At 48.0% G+C, this 23,307-nt stretch carries 21 protein-coding genes and 1 pseudogene; 6 read left to right on the top strand and 16 right to left on the bottom strand.

Annotation, left to right across the window (positions count from 1 at the left end; all coding sequences use genetic code 11):
* Positions 1-35 precede the first annotated feature (35 nt).
* The 12 genes and pseudogenes from glvA to ABDB98_RS04005 form a co-directional block, all read right to left on the bottom strand.
* Positions 36-1,385 (bottom strand): maltose-6'-phosphate glucosidase, encoded by a 1,350-nt coding sequence (gene glvA / locus ABDB98_RS04060; RefSeq protein ID WP_060963313.1) that lies wholly within the window; start codon positions 1,383-1,385, stop codon positions 36-38.
* Between the two features lie 171 nt (positions 1,386-1,556).
* Positions 1,557-1,739, bottom strand: a complete 183-nt coding sequence (locus ABDB98_RS04055; RefSeq protein ID WP_438421442.1) for a small acid-soluble spore protein H — start codon at positions 1,737-1,739, stop codon at positions 1,557-1,559.
* Positions 1,740-1,804: 65 nt separating this feature from the next.
* Positions 1,805-3,613, bottom strand: coding sequence for a sigma-54-dependent Fis family transcriptional regulator (locus ABDB98_RS04050; protein WP_438421441.1), 1,809 nt, complete (start codon positions 3,611-3,613; stop codon positions 1,805-1,807).
* A 107-nt stretch (positions 3,614-3,720) separates the two neighbouring features.
* Positions 3,721-5,100 (bottom strand): dihydrolipoyl dehydrogenase, encoded by a 1,380-nt coding sequence (gene lpdA, locus ABDB98_RS04045; RefSeq protein WP_438421440.1) that lies wholly within the window; start codon positions 5,098-5,100, stop codon positions 3,721-3,723.
* A 14-nt stretch (positions 5,101-5,114) separates the two neighbouring features.
* Positions 5,115-6,308, bottom strand: coding sequence for a dihydrolipoamide acetyltransferase family protein (locus ABDB98_RS04040; RefSeq protein ID WP_438421439.1), 1,194 nt, complete (start codon positions 6,306-6,308; stop codon positions 5,115-5,117).
* Positions 6,309-6,322: 14 nt separating this feature from the next.
* Positions 6,323-7,351, bottom strand: coding sequence for an alpha-ketoacid dehydrogenase subunit beta (locus ABDB98_RS04035; protein WP_438421438.1), 1,029 nt, complete (start codon positions 7,349-7,351; stop codon positions 6,323-6,325).
* Positions 7,336-8,356, bottom strand: a pseudogene (locus tag ABDB98_RS04030) (thiamine pyrophosphate-dependent dehydrogenase E1 component subunit alpha). The gene ABDB98_RS04035 and the pseudogene ABDB98_RS04030 overlap by 16 nt, the downstream one beginning before the upstream one ends.
* A gap of 271 nt (positions 8,357-8,627) precedes the next feature.
* Positions 8,628-9,080, bottom strand: coding sequence for a DUF6884 domain-containing protein (locus tag ABDB98_RS04025; protein WP_438421437.1), 453 nt, complete (start codon positions 9,078-9,080; stop codon positions 8,628-8,630).
* 202 nt (positions 9,081-9,282) lie between these two features.
* Entirely contained in the window at positions 9,283-10,266 is a 984-nt protein-coding gene (locus tag ABDB98_RS04020) for a tRNA dihydrouridine synthase (protein WP_060965068.1), read from the bottom strand.
* A gap of 567 nt (positions 10,267-10,833) precedes the next feature.
* Positions 10,834-11,133: a YfzA family protein gene (locus tag ABDB98_RS04015; protein ID WP_438421436.1), complete on the bottom strand. Its 300-nt coding sequence runs from the start codon at positions 11,131-11,133 to the stop codon at positions 10,834-10,836.
* 524 nt (positions 11,134-11,657) lie between these two features.
* Complete coding sequence (gene rlmD, locus ABDB98_RS04010) at positions 11,658-13,058, bottom strand: 23S rRNA (uracil(1939)-C(5))-methyltransferase RlmD (RefSeq protein WP_060963320.1); 1,401 nt, start codon at positions 13,056-13,058, stop codon at positions 11,658-11,660.
* A 144-nt stretch (positions 13,059-13,202) separates the two neighbouring features.
* Entirely contained in the window at positions 13,203-14,066 is an 864-nt protein-coding gene (locus tag ABDB98_RS04005) for a DNA-3-methyladenine glycosylase family protein (RefSeq protein ID WP_438421435.1), read from the bottom strand.
* 106 nt (positions 14,067-14,172) lie between these two features.
* On the opposite strand from ABDB98_RS04005, the gene corA reads away from it, so the two are divergent.
* The 3 genes from corA to ABDB98_RS03990 all read left to right on the top strand — a co-directional run bounded on the left by corA (position 14,173) and on the right by ABDB98_RS03990 (position 16,754).
* Positions 14,173-15,132 (top strand): magnesium/cobalt transporter CorA, encoded by a 960-nt coding sequence (gene corA, locus ABDB98_RS04000; protein ID WP_016936755.1) that lies wholly within the window; start codon positions 14,173-14,175, stop codon positions 15,130-15,132.
* Positions 15,133-15,195: 63 nt separating this feature from the next.
* Complete coding sequence (locus tag ABDB98_RS03995) at positions 15,196-15,843, top strand: hypothetical protein (RefSeq protein WP_438421434.1); 648 nt, start codon at positions 15,196-15,198, stop codon at positions 15,841-15,843.
* A 50-nt stretch (positions 15,844-15,893) separates the two neighbouring features.
* Complete coding sequence (locus tag ABDB98_RS03990; protein WP_438421433.1) at positions 15,894-16,754, top strand: NAD(P)-dependent oxidoreductase; 861 nt, start codon at positions 15,894-15,896, stop codon at positions 16,752-16,754.
* Between the two features lie 34 nt (positions 16,755-16,788).
* On the opposite strand, the gene pdaA is transcribed toward ABDB98_RS03990, so the two are convergent.
* Both pdaA and ABDB98_RS03980 read right to left on the bottom strand, forming a co-directional pair.
* On the bottom strand, positions 16,789-17,580 hold the full coding sequence (gene pdaA, locus ABDB98_RS03985; protein WP_438421432.1) for a delta-lactam-biosynthetic de-N-acetylase: 792 nt from the start codon (positions 17,578-17,580) through the stop codon (positions 16,789-16,791).
* A gap of 101 nt (positions 17,581-17,681) precedes the next feature.
* Complete coding sequence (locus ABDB98_RS03980; protein ID WP_003155558.1) at positions 17,682-17,867, bottom strand: SE1561 family protein; 186 nt, start codon at positions 17,865-17,867, stop codon at positions 17,682-17,684.
* A gap of 145 nt (positions 17,868-18,012) precedes the next feature.
* On the opposite strand from ABDB98_RS03980, the gene yfkAB reads away from it, so the two are divergent.
* The gene (gene yfkAB, locus ABDB98_RS03975) at positions 18,013-19,134 is read left to right on the top strand and encodes a radical SAM/CxCxxxxC motif protein YfkAB (RefSeq protein ID WP_438421431.1); all 1,122 of its coding nucleotides are present in this window, start codon (positions 18,013-18,015) and stop codon (positions 19,132-19,134) included.
* 6 nt (positions 19,135-19,140) lie between these two features.
* Positions 19,141-19,974 carry a mechanosensitive ion channel family protein gene (locus ABDB98_RS03970; protein WP_438421430.1) on the top strand — a complete coding sequence of 278 codons (834 nt, stop codon included), beginning with the start codon at positions 19,141-19,143 and terminating at the stop codon, positions 19,972-19,974.
* A 28-nt stretch (positions 19,975-20,002) separates the two neighbouring features.
* Here ABDB98_RS03970 and ABDB98_RS03965 read toward each other — a convergent pair whose 3' ends face one another.
* Both ABDB98_RS03965 and cax read right to left on the bottom strand, forming a co-directional pair.
* On the bottom strand, positions 20,003-20,797 hold the full coding sequence (locus ABDB98_RS03965; protein WP_438421429.1) for a YfkD family protein: 795 nt from the start codon (positions 20,795-20,797) through the stop codon (positions 20,003-20,005).
* Positions 20,798-20,867: 70 nt separating this feature from the next.
* Positions 20,868-21,923 (bottom strand): calcium/proton exchanger, encoded by a 1,056-nt coding sequence (gene cax, locus ABDB98_RS03960; protein ID WP_438421428.1) that lies wholly within the window; start codon positions 21,921-21,923, stop codon positions 20,868-20,870.
* A 160-nt stretch (positions 21,924-22,083) separates the two neighbouring features.
* On the opposite strand from cax, the gene ABDB98_RS03955 reads away from it, so the two are divergent.
* The gene (locus tag ABDB98_RS03955; RefSeq protein WP_438421427.1) at positions 22,084-23,262 is read left to right on the top strand and encodes an MFS transporter; all 1,179 of its coding nucleotides are present in this window, start codon (positions 22,084-22,086) and stop codon (positions 23,260-23,262) included.
* Positions 23,263-23,307: the final 45 nt, after the last annotated feature.

Genomic DNA, 23,307 nt, shown 5'->3' with positions numbered 1-23,307 from the left:
AGAATAACAGATGAAGAAAACGGGGAAGATTGTCATCAGGAAATATGAGACGGACTTACATCAAGCTCAGGCCAGTAATCCTTATTAGCCTCCATCAGATCTTCAAGAATCAGTCTTGCCACACGGGCATTCGGCACTGTTTTTGACAGGATCAGCGCCTGCCACAGCTTTTGAAATGACCGCTCTTCCCATGCTTCAGCCGTCAGTTTTTCGACAGATACCTGCTGTTCCATCAGGCCTTTTTGAAATTGCGGAATATTCCCGACGGAGAGCGGTTCAGGTCCGTTTGAACCTACGAGACAAGGAATCTCAACCATGGCTGATGGATCAAAATTTGCGATCGCGCCGTTATTTTCAACGATTAACAGCATTCTCTCCCCGGTATTGTAAGCGATGGCCCGGGCAAGATCGACGATATAGGATGCATGATCGTCAATTGTAATTTCACTGTTTTCCGATGACTGCTCGCGCGTAATCATATCACATTGGCTGAAAATGAAAGCTTCGCGCCCTTCCATGACTTCGTTGGCTCTCGTATGATTCGGATTTGATTTTTTCACCATATCATCCGGGAATAAGTAATATTGCAGATATGTGTTCGGAAGCGTATCCGGATCGGCCGCCTGAACGTCGCGCGCCTTTTTGAAGGTGTCATTCCAGCTTGCTTCGGTCTGTTCGGCCTCCGTCTTCGGAACGTAGCCGTATTCACGGACATGCTCTTTCAGCTTCGGCATTAAATCATTGCCCTCTCGATCCGTGATGGACGTCCACCAGCCAAAGTGGTTCAAGCCGTAATAACGGACCTTCATTTCTTTTCTTGACGATAATCCGAGGATGTTCGCCATGCGATCCTCAATTCCGACCGGCATGTCGCAGATGTTCAATATTTTTGAATTCGGTCTGAGGCGCCGTGTCGCTTCGGCCACAATCGCCGCAGGATTGGAGTAATTCAGCATCCATGCGTCAGGCGAGTACGTTTCCATATAATCAAGGATTTCCAGAACGCCGCCGATAGACCGCATGCCGTATGCAATTCCGCCCGGCCCGCATGTTTCCTGCCCGACGACACCGTACTTCAGCGGGATTTGTTCATCCAGCGCGCGCATCGCATATTTCCCGACGCGGATATGCGCCATGACGAAATCAACATCCGTAAAAGCCGTTTCCGGGTCATCAGTCGCCAAAAATTCAATGTCCGGCGCTTTTTCTTTTATGAATACCTCACACGCACCCGCAATCCGCTCCTGCCTTTCTTTATCATTGTCATAAAGTTTCAGCTTTCTGATCGGAAACTCTTCCAGGTGATTCAAAAGCATTAATACAATTCCGGGGGTAAATGTGCTGCCGCCGCCTGCAATAACGATTGAGAATGATTTGTCTGTCATGTGAAGCCCTCCTCTGATAACGTTTACATTTTATTTATATCATGAGAACGGCTTCTCTGTACCGGGTTTGTGGGAGTTAGATCATTTAATCATTTTTAGTTATTTTTCTCAAAAAGCGGGAAAGTTCTCACAGGAACAAAAAAGGCCTGCTGTGATCAGCAGACCTGTGTCTCAAAAATGCTCTTGTAAATCAGAAAGCTGCACTTCCTGCTCAAATTGAGGATTTCCGATCGGAAAAATCCTGGCCGTTTCCTTGTTCTCGTTGACATGCTGAATATAAATCGGGACGCCTTCATATGTCACATACGCCATGGCAGCGGATTCAGCAATGTCTTTCGCACGCTGTGTGTTCACGTCTCAAACCTCCTTTGGGCCTCACACATAACGTGTCCGGCAGCCAAGAGAAGTATGCTTGTTTCTTACAATTGTCCGGCGGTGAGTTTGAATTTTTTGAGGCGTTTGTAAAACGTGCTCCGCGGAATTCCCGCCATTTTGGCGGCCAGCGTGACATTTCCCTTTGCCGATTCAAGCGCGTTTACGATGATGTTTTTCTGAATGTGCTCCCGGATGGAAACAGGGGGCGCTTCTTCTTGGCTAAAAGACTGAAACTCTTCTGTGAGGCCTGACGCTTCAAGCAGAGATGGGAGAGGGCGCCCTGACAGTCTTCCGTCCGGGAACATGACGGACAGACGTTCAAACACATTAAACAATTCTCTGATATTCCCCGGCCATTTGCGGTTCTTTAAGATGTCTAAAAAATCATCAGGAAGCTCTCCCGGCCAGCAGCGGTTCCGCTGAAATTCAAAGAAGAGGCCGGGAATGTCTTCGGTGCGTTCTCTTAATGGCGGGAGATGGATCGGACAGACGTGAAGCCGGTAAAATAAATCCTCTCTCAGCTTTTTGCTTTCGACAAGCTGTTTCAGATCAGTGTGGGCGGCGGTGATGATTCTGATGTCAACGGGAATTTCTTTCGTCCCGCCGATCGGAGTGACCTTCCGTTCCTGCAGCACCCGTAACAGAGCGACCTGCATGGAGTGTGATATTTCTCCGATTTCATCGAGGAAAAGCGTGCCTTTATCAGCTTTTTGCAATGCGCCGATCTGTCCTTTCCGTTTGGCTCCGGTGAAGGCGCCTTCCGTGTAGCCGAATAGTTCGCTTTCAATCAGCTTCTCGGGGACCGCTCCGCAGTTCACTGCGATAAACGGGCCGTTTTTTCGGGAGCTGTTGTTATGAATCGCCCGGGCGGCAACCTCCTTTCCCGTACCGGTTTCTCCGGTCAGACAGACGGTTGCGTCCGTTCGGGCGACAAGCTCCAGCTGCTGCAGCATATGTCGGGATGACGGGCTTTCGCCTGCCGCGCCATGAAATATAAAAGACGGTTTTTCTTCTCGTTTGGTTACATAAAAGCATGTGAAGCCGTTCTCCTCCCGTTTCGCCTGCTTCATCTGAAAGCCCTGTTCTTCAAGCTCTTGCAGCGTATGCCCGGTAAAATGCTGAACGGGTCGGCTTGCCGCGATAATCCGATTGATCTCATTGCAAAGCACGATCGGTTCATGAGACTTGGTGAGTTCCGCGAATTTGCCGATCATGTCAAGTTCTGTCATCTTCATCTTTAAGGCGAGCTCCCGTTCCGCCGTATAAGCGATGGAGGAAGCAATTCCGAGCATAAATGGCTGAGCGCGGGCGGCAGGGCAGGAAATATCAATGACACCGGCCAGCCGCCCGTCTTCATAACGGATCGGAGCGGCGGAACAGCTCCACTGATGGGAAGCGAGTGAATAATGTTCAGAGCCGTGTATCATGACCGGCTCATTCGTATAAAGGGCCGTCCCGATCGCATTCGTGCCGACTGCCGTCTCCGTCCAGCGGGCGCCTTTTAAGAAATTGATGCGGTTCGCTTCATGAATGGTGTGCGGGTGGCCTTTAACAGAATGGACAACGCCGTCGGCATCAATCAGGAGAACCATCATTTCCATTTCCCGCATCGCCGTCTTTATTTTTTCTGTATGCGGCGACGAGGCTGCCAAAAATAGAGCATGCTTCTCGGCCTGCCTTTCTAAATGATCTGCCGGCATTACCTTTGGCCCCTTTTCCAGATAAGGGTTGACGTCGGCTTTTTTACAGCGGTGCCATGAGGCTGCGATCCTCTTCTGAATACGGGATTCATCAAGCACGCCTTCTTTTACAAAGCGCTTCCAGGTTTTAAAATCATTCCGAATGACATTCATCGTATCCGCTCCCCCCTGTTCAGACCATCTTTTCATATATTGTAGGGGAAAAGTAAAGCGCTTTCAATAAAAAATACCCCTTCTCAGTCTGAGAAAGGGTATTCCGGCTATACGGAATGCACCGCAAGTCCGGTGACATTCAGCAGAGCTTCCTGAAGCGTTTCCGAAAGAGTCGGATGCGCGGCGATCAATTGCTCTGACATATCCGCCGTCATTTCACTGTTCATCAGCATGACCGCCTGGCCGATCAATTCTGTTACGTCCGGCCCGATCATTGACACGCCGACGATTTCTCCGAATTCCGGTTCGGCAATGATTTTCATTTTGCCGCCGTGCTGATGTTTAATTAACGCTTTTCCGTTAGCGGAAAATGAGCATTCTCCGATTTTCACGTCTCCGTATGTCTCTCTCGCCTGCGTTTCCGTCAGTCCGACAGCGGCCATTTCCGGCGATGTATAAATGCAGCGGGGCACCGCCCGCATATCGACTTTACTGTCTTTTCCCGTGGCATGTGAAGCGGCGGTGATGCCTTCATGAATAGCGGCATGCGCCAGCTGCATTCCTCCGGCCGCGTCGCCGCATGCATATATATGCGGCACATTTGTCTGCATATGGTCATTGACTTCAATGCCGCGCGGAGAATACCGGATGCCTGCCTGCTCCATGTTCAGCTTTTGCAAACGCGGTTTTCTGCCGATTGCAACCAGAATGTGATCAGCATTGGCCTCAATTTCTTTGCCGTCTTGTGTCCACACGGCGGTTTTCCTTTCTCTGTCAATCCGCTGGAGGGCGGCTTTCGTCTGAATATCAACCCCGCTCTCTCTTAAAGAGTCTTCAAAAGCGGCCGCGATTTCTCCGTCTTCTGCCGGGAGCAGCCTGTCAGCCGATTCAATCACCGTTACTTTCGTTTTAAACCGGCTGAATAAAGATGCAAACTCGCAGCCGATTACACCTCCTCCGACAATGAGAAGAGAAGAAGGGATTTTCTGTAAAGAAAGCGCATCTTTGCTGTCGATCACCCAATTGCCGTCAAAAGGGGCAAACTGCAGCTCCGCCGGTTTAGATCCGGATGCAATCAATATCCGGTCCGCTTCCAGAATGTCTTTTGCGCCTTCTTCTTCTTCAATCAGCAATGTCTGATCTGTGAGAAATGAAGCAGTCCCGCGGATGACCTTAATCTGATTTGCTTTCATTAAGTATTGAATTCCCTGCACGAGCTGGCTGACGATTTGCCGTTTGCGCCCCTGCATGCGGGCCCAATTGAGTGTAATGTTTTGCGGGAGTTCGATGCCGAATGTATCTGCGTGCCTGATTTTATCAAGCACATTTGCGCTTTCCAAAAGCGACTTTGTCGGGATGCACCCTTCATTGAGACACGTGCCCCCGAGCGGTCCTTTGTCTATCAGAACGACTTCTGCTCCCCTCCGCGCGGCAGTCACGGCAGCTGCATATCCGGCCGGCCCGCCGCCGATAATGGCTAGTTTCATTTCTTCACCTCTCTCTATAAAATCAATCCGGCAGGCTCTTCAAGCAGCGTTTTGACCGTTTTCAGGAAGTCCGCAGCCGGGGCGCCGTCACATACTCTGTGATCAAAAGTAAGGCTCAGCGGCAGGATCGTGCTTTTGACAAGCTCATCTCCTTTGAACGCCGGCGTTTCATAGCTTGCGCCCACTCCGAGAATACCGGCTTCAGGCGGGTTTAGGATCGGGGTGAAATGCTCCACTCCGTAACCTCCGAGATTCGTAATAGAAAATGTCGATCCGCGAAGGTCATCGCCGGAAGCATTGCCTTCCCGCGCCCGCCGTGCAGATGTGCTGATGTGATCCGCAAGCTCAAGAAATGAAAGCTTTTCCGCATCCCGGATCACCGGCACGACAAGGCCGTTATCGAGTGAAACCGCCATCCCGAGATGGATATATGGATAGGTGATAACCCGCTCCTCTTGATAAGAGCTGTTCAGTTCAGGATGCTGTTTCAGCGCAAGCACCGCCGCCCGGGATACGAAATGTGTGACTGTCAGCTTAACTCCGCTCCGCTTTTTCGCACTGTCAGCGAGCTGCCGCTGCCATTTCAACAGCTCTGTAATGTCGGCTTTCATGGTCAGCGTCAGCTGGGCGCTGTTTTGCAGGCTTTTGTGCATTCGGTCTGCAATCACTTTTCTCATCGCTGAAGCCGGTTTTCCCTCCGGCTGTGCCGTCTGAACCGAAGACTGCGGTTCAGCTTCCGTCTTCATGGCCTTGATGACGTCAGCTTTTACAATTCGGCCTCCGGGACCCGTCCCGTTCAGCGTATCAACTTTCAATCCGGCTTTCTCGGCCATTTTTCGGGCAACGGGAGATATTTTCACGCGGTGTTTACGCTTTTGCCCGGCTTTGGGAACGGGAATATTTTCAGGTTCAGCTTGCGGTTTCTCTTCATTTTCAGGTGCCGGTGTCTCTTTTTCCCGCACTTCTTCGCCGTTTTCCCCGATATAACAGATGGCCGTTCCCGGCGGGACTCCCTCTCCCTCTTTGACTTTAATATGAAGAAGCGTGCCGCTTTCAGGCGCTTCAATGTCCATTTCTATTTTTTCAGAGTTGATGCTGGCGATGCTTTCTCCCTTTTCAACCGGGTCGCCGACTTTTTTATTCCAGACGGATACTTCACCTTTCTTCATCGCCATTCCAAGCTTCGGCATCACTACTTTTACAGCCATTCTTTATCCCTCCTTTAATACGCCAAAGGTTCTCCTAAAAGCTCAAGCGTCTCATTTACGATACGTGCCGGCGTCGGAAGATAGATATCTTCTAAGACCGGCGAAAACGGAACAGGCGTATGCGGAGCCGTGATTCGTTTTATCGGTGCGTCCAGCAGGTCAAAGCCTTTATCCGCAGCAAGCGCCGCGATGTCTGTCGCAATGCTGCAGCGCGGATTGGCTTCATCAATAATGATCAGCCTGTTTGTTTTTTCAAGTGACACAAGGATAGCCTCTTCATCAAGCGGTGACAGACTGCGGGGGTCAAGCACCTCTGCTTCGATCCCTTTTTTCGACAGCTCTTCCGCGGCTTCCAGCGCCGTATTCACCTGCTTGCCGACTGCAAAAAGTGTCACATCGCCGCCTTGGCGTTTAATATCGGCTTTGCCGAGCGGAATCGTATAATATCCTTCAGGCACCTCGCCTGTCATGCTGTAGGACGTTTTGTCTTCAAAAAAGAACACCGGATCATTGTCCTCAATCGCAGCCAGAAGAAGTCCTTTTGCATCATACGGATTTGAAGGAACGACGGTTTTCAGGCCGGGAATGCTCGTAAACAGAGCATACATGGCTTGAGAATGCTGGGCGGCCGCTCTGAAACCCGCTCCGTAAGTCGTTCGCACTGTAATCGGCACTTGGGCTTTCCCGCCGAACATATAGCGGAATTTCGCCCCCTGATTAAGCACCTGATCAAAACAGGTTCCGATAAAGTCATTGAACATCAGCTCGGCAATCGGTCTGAGTCCGGTGGAGGCCGCAGCCATGGCCGCTCCCATGTAACCCGCTTCAGAAATCGGCGTATCAAGCACCCTGCTTCTCCCGAATTCCTGAACAAGCCCCTTCGTCACACCAAGCACGCCGCCCCATGCTTCATCATTCTGCAAATGGTCGACATCCGCGCCTCCGGCCACATCTTCACCGATTAACAGCACATTTTCATCTCTTTGCATCGCAAGTCTCATCGCTTCATTGATTGCGTCGGACATGCTCACGATTCTTGCCATTTCAACATTCCCCCTTTTTTAATAGCTCACATACACATCAGTCAGAAGCTCAGATTCGCTCGGATACGGGCTTTTCTCACTGAAAGAAACCGCTTTTTCAACCGCTTGTTTCACATTGTTTTCAATATCGGCGAGCTTTTGTTCCGCCATCTTTTCCTGAAGCAGATATGCTTTAAAAGCGCTGATTGCATCACGGTCTAAGTGAACCGTCTTTTCCTCTTTCGGCTTATACGTCTGGGCGTCTCCTTCGAAGTGGCCGTAATTTCTGTAAGTCATGCATTCAATTAATGACGGCCCTCCCCCGTTTCTCGCCCGCGTGACCGCTTCTTCTGCGGCTTCATAAACGGCCAGCACGTCTTTTCCGTCCACAGTTACGCCGGGCATCCGGTAAGCCGCCGCTCTGTCGGCAATAGAATCACAGGCCGACGCATACGAAAACGGCGTCGCTTCTCCGTAGCCGTTGTTTTCCGCGATAAACACGACAGGAAGATTCCATACAGCCGCCAGATTGAGCCCCTCATGAAACGTGCCTTGGTTGTTTGCGCCGTCCCCGAAGAAGCAAACGCTTACATTATTAGTCCCTTTATATTTAGCCGTCAGCGCTGATCCGCAGGCAAGCGTAAAGCCTCCGCCTACAATTCCGTTTGCGCCGAGCATGCCTTTATCCAGATCCGCAATGTGCATAGAACCGCCCTTGCCTTTACACAGTCCGGTCGCTTTCCCGAATATTTCCGCCATCATACCATCCAGATCACAGCCTTTGGCGATACAATGGCCATGTCCTCTGTGTGTGCTTGTAATGCTGTCTCCATCATTCAAATGAGCGCACACCCCTGCAGCTACCGCTTCCTCACCGGCATACAAATGGACGAATCCTGGAAGCACTCCCTGCGCGAACAGTTCATGGACTTTGTCTTCAAAGCCCCTGATTTCCAGCATCTTTTGGTACATCCACAGCGCTTTCTCCTCAGTTAATGACAAGCCTTCTCGTTTTAACAATTCCATTTTTTGTGCGCCTCCTTCTATTTAGGGTTCATATTTATAAATGCAAGAAGTGTGCCAGCTTTTAAAGCCCGTAAAATCAATGTTTTTATTTTATACTGTGAGACAGTTTGATACAGGTGTCTCATTTTGTCTCGATCTATATCCATTTGTCTCGTTTCAGGTATACAAAAAAGACCGGATATCACCCGGTCTTTGACAATGATCGACGTATTTATTTCCTCGGAAATCTTTTAAAAGCTTCATACTTCTGCACTGCTTGTCTGAATGGCTGTTACAGTTCATGCTTTTCTTCTGCAGCCTTATTCAGCGCTTGAAGCATGTAGCCAATGCCTTTGTACGATGACAGAGGCCAGCTGACATGCTGATGCTCTCCGATGACGGCTTTTAGGACGCTTCGGTATTTTTTCCCGCCAAGCATGACAATTTCAACAGTGTCAGAAAAGCCTTTTTCACAAAATTGGCGCTGCAGCTCCTCCGCTGTCATGATCTCCGGATGACCGGTTCCAAAAGTGACATCGTAATTTTCAGGAACCATATCATCCGGACGAAGGAATCCGTGCTTTGCCGACAAAATCACCCACTCATCGAAAAAAGCTTCCGCGTATCGCTCGCATGCTTGATGAAATGGGCTGAGATAGGCGTCCTCCGCCTTTACCGGCCCTGTATCCGGATTGATGTCCCAGATTTTTTTCTTGCCGCAGGGGATGATGCACAGTCGTTTCATTTTTCTTTCCCCCTTTATGCAGTTTCTCATATCAATGTACCATTATCTGCTGATTTACGCATGATAAAACGTCAGACAGAAGCCCTTGGAGAACGGGACATAGATCTGCTTTCTGTAATCAGGGTGCAGGCGGGGGAAAGGCTGCACACAAAAAGACCCGGAATTCATACTGAAATCCGGGCCGGATGAGGAATTGTATATGTCACTCTTGCTCCATCCCATCAAGATACTTTCTCTCAAAGTCATCGAGCAATGCACGCACTTCATCTGTTGACTTTGTATTCATGCATTGATTTCTTAATTCACTTGCTCCCCGGAATCCGCGGAGATAAATCTTAAAAAAGCGAGGGAGCGGTTTGTATGCTCTAGCTTCTTCTTTTGAATATTCATCATGAAGATCCAGATGCAGTCTCAAAAGATCAAGCAATTCCTTACTGCTATGCTCTTTCGGCTCCTTTTCAAAGGCGAATGGATTTGTAAAAATGCCTCGTCCAATCATAATCCCGTCAACACCGTATTGTTCGGCAAGCTTTAACCCGGTTTCCCGGTCAGGAATATCCCCGTTGATCGTCAAAAGGGTATCTGGCGCTATCTCGTCACGAAGTTTCTTGATTTCCGGGATCAGCTCCCAATGCGCATCTACTTTACTCATTTCCGCCCTGGTGCGCAGATGAATGGAAAGGTTAGCAATATCCTGTTTCAATACGTGTGTCAGCCAGCCGCGCCATTCGTCTACATCCGTGTAGCCAAGTCTGGTCTTCACACTTACCGGCAGTCCTCCCGCTTTCGCTGCCTGTATTAATTCGGCTGCAACTTCAGGACGGCAGATCAGGCCGCTTCCCTTTCCGTTCCCCGCCACATTAGGTACAGGACAGCCCATATTGATATCCAGCCCTTTAAACCCTAATTCCGCCATCCCAATACTCATTTGGCGAAAGTTTTCAGGCTTATCTCCCCATATGTGGGCTACCATCGGCTGTTCATCCTCTGTGAAAGTCAAACGGCCGCGCACACTATCCTTCCCATCCGGGTGACAATAGCTTTCTGAGTTTGTAAACTCTGTAAAAAACACATCAGGCCTGCCAGCTTCACTCACAACATGGCGAAAAACAACATCCGTCACATCTTCCATTGGCGCCAATACAAAAAATGGCCGCGGCAATTCACGCCAGAAATTATCTATCATAACAAATTCATATCCTTTCATTAGGGAATACGGCTGCATCATTTATTAAAAAACTGACCATGCTTTCCTTTTACACTTATAGCACGCGAAAGCATTTCTTATCAAACGATAGTAAATTTTGAACATTTCACTTTTTACAATTGAAAAAGTGAAAAAGCAAACTGACGCAGAACACATGAATTGAGTTAACGTAATAGTCTATCGCTATAGTTATCCCCATACCGTTCATTTCTGATCAACTCAGTCAACTCCTTAACCTTTAATAGGTTCTAAGAGAAAAAGTGTGATGATTAACTGCACCTTATTTATATTGTGGTTTATTAATAGTAGCGCTGACCTTCATCTTTCGCAGCGGTCTTACTTATGAACTTTTTGGATAAAAAGGATTCCAACCTAAATAGAATATCATATGAGTTCTCCCGATTACCAATGCAAAATAATTGTCAAAATATCTGCATAAAAAATAAATAATTACTTTTATAAGACACTGCCAGAAATCACCTATATATGTTTGGATAAGGTTTCGATTCGGTAACCCTGATCCAAAACCAAAAAATAGACTGCTGACTAAGTGCCGCAGTCTTCATTTCGAATATCCTTTTTTATACCTGTGATGATTTGTATAACAGTGAAAACCCCTAGGAAAACAGTGACAATATTAAACCATGGATTCTCATAGAATGAAAGATAGTTTTGAAAGAAATCCAGTTCAACTATATTTGCTGGGAATCCATTCATTTCTCTATACTTAGGACCCCATCCCGTTAATTCTACAAAGTTAAAATAAAGCTGTGAAACTAAAAATGCCAAGACCGTGAGAAACCAACTTCTTTTATATAACGGTCGTTTTTTGTTTACTTTATCCATTTAACCAATTTCCTTTTCTGCAATATTTTACTAAGTATCCATCTAAAATCATTATATTATGAAGCAGCAGATGTGCCAACTTCTTTTCTCACTACCTTCATAAGTCTGTATGTGAACTGCTTTCATTCCAACCTTCAATGATTATCATCGAACGATAAGTGTTAGAGTTTTAACTGTTATAAAATTCTTTTTTGAAACGATCAATTTTTATTATTGGCTGCCGATATAACGGATTTGAGAAACTGGATAGAGTTATGCCGGCACTTTCGGAGCAGTAAAATCTCTTCCCTCTTACGATGTACTCTTTTCCTAAATCAGACCTTCCAACCCGAAGTCCACCGTTCGAGTTGTAATAGACTTTTCCTGCATACTTTTCTGCTCGACATTAGCTGTTTTCATTCGCTTATCTCACGTTTTTTCAACTCTTTTCGTCAGTTAAAATAAGTATCCGCACATGAAAAAGATCCGGAAATCGGCAATGTTCATTCTGCCGAAATCCAGATCTGATGAGAAATTGTTTATTTTTAGTGAGACGATTTCAATACAAGCTTCGCCACAGCTTCCACATGAGCCGTCTGCGGAAACATATCCACAGGCTGAATATATTCGACGCGATAGTCTTTCGACAGCGCCTGCAAGTCTTTGGCCAGTGTGGAAGGATTGCAGGAAACGTAGACGAAGCGTTTCGGTTTTACTTTTTTGATGGTGTCTAAAAATGTTCTGTCACAGCCGGTTCTCGGCGGGTCGACGATGACCACGTCAGGGCGGAAACCTTCTTTCGTCCATTTCGGGAGCCAGTGTTCGGCTGTTCCTGTGACATATGCCGCGTTTTTGATGCCGTGTTTTTTAGCGTTCTTCTTCGCATCATCAATTGATTCTTTAATGACATCCATGCCGCGGATCTCTTTTGCGCCGCTTGAGACCCACATGCCGATCGTACCGACGCCGCAATATGCGTCAACGACTTTCTCTGTTCCGGTCAGCTGCGCCGCTTTTTTCACTTCGTCATACAGCTTGACCGTCTGCTCAGGGTTGAGCTGGAAGAAAGCGCGGGCGCTCAGTTCAAATGACACGTCGCCGAGCACCTCTTGAATGGCATGGCTTCCGGCCAGCGCTTTTGTTTTGTCACCGAAAATGACGGATGTGCGCGCGCCGTTGATGTTTTGAATAATCGATTTCACTTCCGGCAGACGATTTTGAATGGCTTTGACGATTTCGTCTTTATTCGGCAGTGTCTCCTTCGCAGTGACAAGCACAACCTGCACTTCGCCTGTTTCAAAACCGACTCTCGTCACGATGGTGCGGACATCGCCTTTTTTGGTCCGTTCGTTATAAACAGATACGTTGTGTTTTTCCAAAATGCGGCGGACGATACCCGTTGTTTTGTTTGTCGCCGGATGCTGGACAATGCATTCCTTGATCGGAACAATTTTATGGGAGTCAAGTCCGTATAAGCCGGCAATGATGCTGCCGCTTTGCGAGCGTCCGACTTGGAACTGGCTTTTGTTCCGGTAATTCCACGGGTTGTCCATTCCGATCGTTTCTTTAATGTTCATTTCTTCGGCATTGAATCTCGTATGACGTTCCAAAGACTGAATGACGATATCGCGTTTTTCGCGAAGCTGCTGGGTGTATGCCAGATGCTGAAGCTGACAGCCGCCGCATTGGTCATAGACCGGACATGGCGGTGTGACGCGGTGTTCAGACGGCTTGCGGATTTTTTTGACGCGTGCTTCTGAAAATTTCGGCTGCACATTTGTCGCTTCAGCAACGACTTCTTCGCCGGGCAGAGCGCCGGGAACAAAGACAACCTTTTTCTTAAAATAACCGACGCCCTCTCCATTAATGCCGAGGCGTTTGATGGTCAGCGGAAATGTCTGTCCGATTTTCAATTCGGCAGGCGCCTTTTTTTGATGTTGATTCACGTTTTTTTCTCTCCGTTTCTATATAAAGCCTTCCTCATGGGAAAACGGCTGATTTGAAATACCGCATCTTTTCAGTATAACATGCAGCCGGCGGTTCCTTCATGTTTTTCATTGGAAGTTTCCAAAAAATGATCAAAGCGGTTTTCATTCAATACTTCTCCACAAATATAAGGACGCATAGCTTAAATACGGCGCCCATTCGCTGCTTACCTGGAGCATCATGTCTTTTGACGGTTTATCCTCAAGGGCGAAGCGGCGTTTGACGGCGTTTTGCAGGCCGATGTCCGCCAAAGGAAACAGATTCGGGCGGCCGAGGCCGAACATGAGGACGTTTTGGACGGTCCACGGTCCGATGCCTCTGATGGTGATCAGCTTTTTCATAATGTCTTCATCCGATAGATGGGACAGTTCCGCCAGATTGAGCGCTCCGTCTGCAATCATCCGTGAAATGTCAATCGCATATTCCGCTTTTCTCATACTGAACTGGAGCTCCCTCAAGTCCTGATAATCAAGCGCCGCAATCGTTTTCGGCTCTGGATAGCACCAGACGCCGTCTTTTTGTTCACCGAAGGCATGGACGAACCGTTCCGTTAACGTAAAAGCGAAGGACAGGTTGAGCTGCTGGTGGATGATGCATTTCATGAGACAGTTGTAGACGCCATATTCTAAGACGAGCGGGGTTCCCGCATGCTCCTCAAAAAGCGCAGACAGATTTGTTTTTGAGAAATGATCAAGCACCGGCTGAAGCGGCTGTTCCCACTGAAAAATGTGTTTGATCCGTTCAATCATCTCCGCGCGGTCACTTTCTCCGCTGACGAGAAAAACCGGGTCTGCGGCGGTGCCTTCCGCTTGAACCGTGATGACGGACAGTTTGCCGCCCCGTGTTCTGAGCGGCACTTTGATTGATCTTGCTTTAAGATCGACCGCATTCAGCGGATCGAGTGACAGCCTTTCAAGCACTTTATCAAAATGATACGGCGGCGTGACCGAAACCGTTTCCTCCCACATATGCTCCACCCCTTTTTGTCCAAGTATATCATGAAGCGGCCCGGCGGCAATTCGTATACTTTTCTTCATAACGCCGCATGATATAATGGCAGGCGGAGGGTTGTTTATGATACATATAACCGCAATCACAACACATAATGAGATATTAGATAATATCCCCCTATCACGTACAGAACAACCGGACATCGCATGGTACTGGGTTGATTTTTTCGGCGCCGAGAATGATGAAACCGAGCTGCTGCGGGATTATTTTCATTTTCATCCGCTTGCGATCGAGGATTGCTTTCAGCACATGCAGCGGCCGAAAATCGACCACTATGACGGCTACCGTTTTTATGTGCTCCACGCTTTAAACCCGGACACACTGGAAATGGAAGAGGTGGACATCTTTCAGTCCGACCGTTTCATCGTCAGCTTCCATTTGCACGAATCGCCCGGCGTCTCAAGGGTGAGAGAACGGTTTTTCGCTTCTCCGGGGTTAGCCAAAAAAGGGCCCGGACATATCACTTATATGATTATGGATCAGCTTGTCGATGAATATTTCCCTGTGCTGTACAAAATTGAAGACCGGCTGAATGAAATTGAAGACAGCAGAACACATAAATCTTACGGCACTTTAATGAATGAAGTGTTTGAATTGCGGACTGATCTTTTGAACCTGAGACGGACGATCATTCCGATGCGCGATTTAATGTACCGGATTTTGAGCCTTGATCATGTAAAAGAAAGCCGTGAAACGAAGGCGTATTTCAGCGATATTTATGACCACCTGTTAAAACTGGCTGAGCTGATCGAGTCAAACCGTGATATGACGTCAGATCTGCGGGACAGCTACGTGACGCTGAATTCAAACCGGATGAACGCCATTATGATGACGTTAACCATCGTCTCGACCATCTTTATACCGCTGACGTTCATCGCGGGGGTGTACGGTATGAATTTTGATAACATGCCTGAGCTTCACTGGAAATACGGATATTTTATCGTTTTGGGCGTTATGGCCGTTCTTGTGGCTGCCATGCTGTTTTGGTTCGCCCGCAAAGGCTGGTTTAATATTTTCAAGTAAGAACGGCTGCCGGCTGTTCTTTTTTTTGAGAAAACATGATATGTTGGAAAAAAACGTAAAGAGGTGTGCGCCGTTATCATGCTTTCTCACAAAACCATTTCTTCTGTCCTCCTGCTTTTTTGTGTCATGTCCATTGCCCCGCTGTATAACGGCTGTACGATGTCTGATTACATCTTTGAATCGCTCGGCTTTTCTCCCTGGTCTGAAGACGGAGCCCATATCTCCGTCATTCCCGGGGTCGTCCTTTACTTTGCGGCGTTAATCTGGTGTGCCGCCGCGTTCAGACGGACGCTTCCCGCGGCGGGGCTGTTTTTGACCTTTCTCAGTATGGGGGCCGCTTCCGGTATCAGTCCCGCCACCGAATATGCCGCTTTTTCCTTAAAACAATTCGCGCCCGAAAAAGACGCTGTCGAATATTTGAAGCACCGCAGTGAATGCAGCCATTTCATTGAGGGAAAAAGAGCGAGCATGAGCTGTACGCTTTATGTCAATCACTACGGAAAAGGGGAACAAGCCATTTCTGTCACACCGGATTTATCTGAGGACATAAAAGGCGTCACATTCAAATCAAAAACGTTCACAGTAAAGCCCCGTTCAAAAACAATCATCAAGACGCGGTTTACCGGGTTTTATAAAGGAAAAGCCGCTTCAGACTCCGGATGGTCTTCAGAACCTGAATTAAAAGTGGCAAGCCTGAACACAGCAGAATAAACACGTTGCCTATATAATGATGGAAAACACGTAATTGGAGGGATTGTTAAATGAAGATCGCCATCGTCGGACTCGGCAATATGGGACGCCCCATCGCCGACAATATCATGAAAGCCGGATACAGTCTGACTGTATATAACCGGACGAAGGAAAAAGCGGCTGATCTGCTGGAAAAAGGGGCTGAATATGCCGAAACGTCCCGCCAGGCAGCTGAACATGCGGACATTGTACTTTCAATACTGTCAGACGATGAAGCCGTAACAGGCGTGACGTTCGGAGCTGACGGCATTATTGCCGGGTTATCTGAAAACGGCATTCATATTTCAATGAGCACCATCAGTACAGCGCTGTCAGAACAGCTTTCCGCCGCACATTCGGGCAGAGGCCAATCCTTTATTGCCGCTCCCGTCCTCGGCCGGCCCGATGCCGCTGAGAAGGCCGAGCTTCGTATCATCACAGCCGGACCGGCAGAAGCGAAGAAAAAGGCTGAGCCTTTGCTAAAAAGCCTGAGCCAGCAGATATTTGACGTCGGTGAAGAAACAAAGACCGCAAATGCCGCGAAAATCAGCATCAATTTCTTGCTCGTTTCTATGCTGGAGGCGCTATCTGAATCATTCTTAATGATGGAGAAGTACGGTTTAGAACGGAAACAATTTTTAGAAATCGCCAGCGCGCTCTTTGGCTCTCCTGTCTATCAAAATTACGGCACCATTATGGCTGATGAGGCATTTGAGCCGGCCGGTTTCAAAATGTCTTTAGGGCTGAAGGATACCAATCTGGCGCTCACCGCCGCGGAACAGGTTTCCGCCAAGCTCCCTCTTGCCGAGCTGGCCAAGAGCCATTTTGAAAGCGGGATCGAACAAGGATTCGGGGATCTGGATTGGGCCGCTTTGATTAAATGTCTGAAATAACAAAACACCTCTCCGTTATCAGGAGAGGTGTTTTTTACAGACGCGGCAGCTTCATTTCTTTCTCAAACATCAGATCATCAATGCTTTTAAACGTGTAGCCTTCTTTTTTCAAATCAGTAATTGCATCGTCCAGAGCTTCTGAATTGTCCTTTGAAACGGTGTGGAGAAGATAGATCGCGCCGGGATGCGCCTGTTTTATCATGTGATCATAGGCGTATTTTTTCCCTTTCTGCTCGTTAACCTTCCAATCGACAAATGCGACGGACCAGAAAACGGTTTGGTAGCCGAGGCGCTTCGTTTCTTTCAGGACATATTCGCTGAACACGCCGCGCGGCGGACGGAGATACAGATTGTCCCGCTTTCCGGTAATGTTGTAAACAGCTTCCGTGACGGAATCGAGTTCATCTTGAATCTGATCGCCCGTTTTTGTCGTCAGATCAGGATGATGAAGAGAATGATTGCCGATAATATGGCCTTCCTTTGACATCCGTTTAATCAAATCAGGCTGCTCTTTCACAAAATGGCCTGTGACAAAAAAAGTGCCTGTGACATGATGTTTCTTTAAAACATCAAGCACTTTCGGGGTATACCCATTTTCATATCCGTTATCAAACGTTAAATAAATGGTCTTTTCTTTCGTGTTGCCTAAATAAAAGGCATCGTATTTTTTGACAAGATTGTCCAGCTGTCTGCCGGCATCCGGCGGCTGATGATTGACGCTGCGTTTAAATCCCCAGTTTATCCGTTCATTCGGCACGGCCTCTGCACTGTTTATGCCTCCCGCAAGTAAAACAGCCATGCAGCAAATTGAACAAAACCATTTCATGCCCAGCACTCCTTCTGCATTTTTCCTTATTTTGCAGTAGGCCCTGCCCTTTTATACAGCCGCATTATGGAAAGAGAAAAACCCCGGCGGCCTGCCGGGGTTTATTCCCAATCCTTTTTGAAGCGTTCGTATTTTGCTTCCAGATCATCAAGCATGCCGATGAGCCGGTCTATATCTTCAACGTCCGTTGATTCAGGGTCTAATGAATCAATGACATTCATAAACATATCGAGTCTGTTCTTCAAGTAATCGAGCTGCTGATCTTTGCTGTTTACTGCGTTCCCCATACTTCCACTCCATTCATTTTTTATAATGGTAGCGTATTTTTTGCCGTTTTTCAATGGTTCCGCTACTTGCGATCTTGGCAGATCAGGTCTAAAATTAACACTTGGCAGACGTTAGTATGCCCATTTATAAAGGAGTTAGATAGTCATGACACAAAACACAGCACTGCGTCCGATCACACCGGAGTACGATCCTTGGGAAGCGTACATGGATGTCGACCAGTATGGAGATATGAAACTGACGAACGTTGAATTTACAACGACGACCTTGTGCAATATGAGATGCGAGCACTGCGCGGTCGGGTACACGCTTCAGCCGAAAGACCCGAATGCGCTGCCGATTGACCTTTTATTAAAGCGGCTTGAAGAAATTCCGCTGTTACGCTCGATCAGCATTACAGGCGGCGAACCGATGCTTTCGCTGAAATCGGTAAAGGAATATGTCGTCCCGCTTTTGAAATATGCGCATGAACGCGGCGTGCGCACACAGATCAATTCAAACCTGACGCTTGATATCGGGCGCTACGAACGGATTATTCCTTATTTGGACGTCCTTCATATTTCCCACAACTGGGGAACGGTCGAGGACTTTGCCGACATCGGATTTGCGATGATGGAGAAGAAACCGACATTTGAACAGCGGGCGCGCTATTTTGACAAAATGATTGAAAACAGCCGCACGCTGGTCGAAGCGGGTGTAATGGTTTCAGCGGAAACGATGCTGAATAAACGCACGCTGCCGCATATTGAACATATTCACCGGCAGATTACAGAAGAAATGAAATGCCAGCGCCACGAAGTCCATCCGATGTATCCGAGTGATTTCGCCAGCGCGCTTGAATCACTCAGCCTGAAGGACATGAGACAGGCCATTCATCATCTGCTCGATATTCGCGATGAAGAAACATGGATGCTGTTCGGCACTCTCCCGTTTTACGCATGCAGCCCTGATGAAGAAGATCAGAAGCTCCTCCGCCGCCTGCGGGAAGCGAAAAACGTTACGGTGCGAAACGATCCTGACGGCCGCTCCCGCCTGAATGTCAACATCTTTGACGGAAATATCATTGTCACGGATTTCGGGGATACACCGCCGCTCGGCAATATTAAAACAGACAGCCTTCCTAAAGCGTATGACAAGTGGAGACAGACGAAGCTGAGCAAAGAGCTGAACTGCCGCTGTACAAACGTCCGGTGCCTCGGACCGAACGTCCTTGTCAAAAACAGTTATTATCAGGAGACAGATTTTTCATTACGAAAAGCCAGAGGTTAACAGAAGATGGAAACGACAATTACGGATATTTTGAAAAGCAAAGTGGTTGAGATCATCATCGTCGCTCTCGTGCTTTACGCCGGTGTCTTTCTGATCAACCGCTTTGTACAGGTGTTATTTAAACGCACAGATTTCTTGGAGGAACGGAAAGGGAAAACGATTGAGAGCCTCGTCCGCTCTATCACCCAGTATACGGCGACGATCGGATTTATCTTTTACGTCATTTCTTTATTCGTTCATGATTTCGGCAGAATTTTAGCCGGGGCGGGCGTTGCCGGTATCGTCATCGGTTTCGGCGCCCAGTCTTTAATCAAGGATATTTTGGCCGGTATCTTTTTAATATACGAACGTCAGCTGCATAAGGGCGATTACGTGACGATTAATAATCTCTTCAACGGTACAGTGGAAGAAATCGGACTCCGTTCCCTGCAGATCCGTGAGTGGACCGGCAAACTGCTTACCATTTCAAATGGTGAGGTGAGACAGCTTCAAAACTATAACATTGATTTTATGCGGATTACCGAGTCTGTCGTGATCAGTTATAAGGAAGATCCTGAGCGGGTATATGCCGTCTTAGAAAAAGCCTGTGACATGCTCAATGATGAGCTTCGCGATTCACTGAAGCGGGATGAATTTCTCAATGCGACAGAACCGTTTCAAGTGCATGGAATTATGAGCCTGAACAAATTGACGAGAGGCATAGAATTTACCGTCAAAGGCATGGTTCAAGACAAAGAATATTTCTCGGCGAGCCTTGCGGTGAGACGCGTTCTTGCCCGGGAACTGTACAACAACAATGTGCAATTGCTTGAGGAAATGAATTATACTCAAAAAAGCTGATTCCCAAACCGGAATCAGCTTTTTTTATTTATCTCGGCTGCGCTGTCATTTGAAAACCGAATGTAACATGATCCTGCACCGGAATCCAAGCGCCGATTCCTTGCGAGGTCACATTTTTGACGACAAGTTTCCGCTTGCTGCCTTTCAGCACCAAATACACTTCGCCGTATGTTACTTTTCCTTTTTCACTAACGGCCGGGGCATAGGCGTGTAAATAGCCGAGCCGTTGCGGAGAAATTTTATAAATCTGATCGCGTTTTGTGCCGGCGCCGATGACCGTTTCAAACGCGAGCGGCAGTTTTGTTTTCTTCATCGCTTTTTGCATCATCATGCTTTTCACATCTTCTGCGTTCGGCACTTTCGCTGTGAGCCCGCCTTTGATTTTGTATTGCTGTTCTTGGGCGTATGAGATTTCCGCGGCTTGCTGCCCGCCCCGGTTATCCGCTCTGTTCGTGTTGATTTTTTTATATTCCCAGTTGGCGACCGTTTCGTTCGATTGATAGCCGAGCGCCCATTTCCCGAGAAATATTGTCGCCCGGTATCCGATGGCAAGCGGTGAACCGGAAACCGAAGATTCATTCAGCATCTTTATCAGATGCGGATTTTCGATGTTGATCTCTGATGTATCTAACAATTCCTTTGCCAGTTTGCTCGGCTGAAGCATCGGCTGGTCCTGTGAAGCATTCGGATACGTATTTTCCTTGGAAATGCTGACGACAGAGTTGGGAACCTTAAACGGTTTCTTTGCACCGGCAGACGGCGCTGCAAAAAAACTAAAGGATAACAGCAGAATCAATGTGGCATGAAACAGCTTTTTCATCATATCACTCTTTCTATAGCATTTTCCTTTAGTCTTTTCCTCCGTAATCGTTGTTATCCGCATTTTTTACAGGTTAAAGCAGGAAAAAGCCGATCGCCATGATGACATAAGCGGCAAGGAGAGTAGCCCCCTCAAACCAGTTCGAATCACCGTCATTTGAAATCATCGTCATCAAAAGGACGGATGATATCATCGCGACAAGCTCAGGCAATGTGAATACCAGCGGCATATTCACCGGGAAAAAGACGGAACAGATCACGAGCACCGGAGCGACAAACATGGCGATCTGCAAAGTCGAGCCGACCGCGATTTCAACGGCGACATCCATTTTGTCTTTGTACGCCATAATGATGGCCGACGCATGCTCTGCGGCATTTCCGACGATTGCGACGATAATCACCCCGATAAACAATTCGCTCCAGCCGAACTGTTCAGCCACCGCATGAAACGTATGGACAAGATTTTCAGATATGTAGGCGACAATAATGGTTGCGATAAATAAGACGGCTGTCGCTCTTTTCCCCGACCACTCAGGCTGCTCCTCTTCTTCCTTGGCACCCGGCTGGTTCGGCTGATAAACACCGCGGTGGGTGACGAGCTTGAAGTAAAGAGCCGCCACATATAAAAGGATCATGATGATGCTGATGCCGACACTCAAATCAAGCTTGCTTTTTTCCCCCATATCCATGGAAAACACTTCGGGAATGACAAAAGCTACGATAATGGCAAATATCAGCAGGCCTGAATTATGCCGGGCATCATGAATATTGAATTCCTGCCGCTTGTATTTCAAACCGCCGATAAAAAACGACAATCCCGCGACAAGCAGAAGGTTGCCCAGCACTGAACCTGTCAGTGAAGCAAGCACGATGCCCGTCAGCCCTTCCTTTAAGGCAAATAGCGATATAATCAGCTCTACCGCATTTCCGAACGTGGCATTCAGCAGCCCCCCGACCCGCGGACCCGCGATAATGGCCAGAGATTCAGTCGCTCTCCCCATAAAACTTGCAAGCGCGATAATCGTCAAGCAATAAATCATAAACAAAACAGCTGACGGCCAGTGCATCAGGCTTCCGATAACTGAAAGCGGCACTCCCGCCGCAGCGGTAAAGAAAAAAATCCGATTCATATTCTGCCTGGCTCCTTTTTTCGAATGAGTCTTTTTATATCCTTCTCAAAAACTCCCTCAATTACACTTCCGGAGAAATCCCAATTGGCATTTTCAGGTTGCCGGACACGAAAAATCCGTGTACGATCAAGAAAGATACTGAAGAAGGAGAAAATACGCGATGTCACGACTGCACTTCTTTATTTTGGTTCTGCTTGTTTCCATCTCCGGTTTTTCCCAAGGCATGCTTCTGCCGGTCATTTCCGTCATTTTTGAAACGAACGGAGAATCAGCCGCTATAAACGGCCTGCACGCAACCGGCCTGTATATCGGCGTGCTTCTGGCGTCGCCGTTTATGGAGGCCCCGCTGCGCAAGCTCGGATTCAAACCTCTGATGGTCATGGGCGGATTTCTTGTTATCATCAGCTTATTCAGTTTTATTTGGCTTCAATCCATCTGGTTATGGTTTTTTCTTCGGCTGCTGATCGGAATCGGGGATCATATGCTGCATTTCTCAACCCAAACATGGGTGACTTCAAAATCAACGCCCCAAAACAGAGGAAGAAACATTTCGCTGTACGGGCTGTCCTTCGGGCTTGGTTTCGCTGTCGGTCCGTTTATGGTCCCTCTCGTAAAAACAAGTCCGTCCCTTCCGTTTATCGTCTCCGGCTGTATCAGTCTCGCCGCCTGGCTGTTTGTATTTGTCTTACGTAATGAACATCCGGCGCAAGGTCCGGATGAAACATCCGGGGACAACAGCGCAAAACGGTTTTACCGCGCCCTGCTTTTCGGCTGGGTCGCTTTTCTTCCGGCATTCGGCTACGGTTTTTTAGAAACGGCGCTGAACGGAAGCTTCCCCGTGTACGCCCTGCGCTTAGGCATATCCGTTGATGCCGTCGCATTGATATTGCCCGCTTTCGCCATCGGAAGTATTGTATTCCAGTTTCCGCTTGGTTTACTAAGCGATCGGTTCGGGAGAAAACGTGTCCTGCTCGTCATTTTACTGACGGGCGCCCTCTGCTTTTTGACGGCCGGATTGTTTCCGTCGCCTTCTGTCATCGGCGGCTGCTTTTTCATGGCAGGGATGGCGGTCGGCAGTATGTTTTCCCTCGGCATCAGCTATATGAGCGACCTGCTGCCGTCCCATCTTCTTCCGGCGGGCAATCTGCTCTGCGGGATTTCGTTCAGCCTCGGCAGCATGATCGGGCCGGTGGCGGGCGGCTGGTATATGCAGCGGTTTGAAAGCGCCAATTTGTTTTACTTTATTACGGTGATCCTGGTCTGTATTTGGTTTGCGCTCGTCTTCGGGAAAACAAAGCACAGCGCCGCTTCCGAATCCCATTCTTTTCCCGCCTCATAAAAAGCCGCCTGATTTAGGCCAGGCGGCTTTTTTCTAATGGTATCC

The organism is Bacillus siamensis (assembly GCF_051628075.1).
Lineage (GTDB): Bacteria > Bacillota > Bacilli > Bacillales > Bacillaceae > Bacillus > Bacillus siamensis.
Note: the sequence above shows the minus strand (reverse complement) of the source record. Positions and strands in the feature narration are given on the sequence as shown.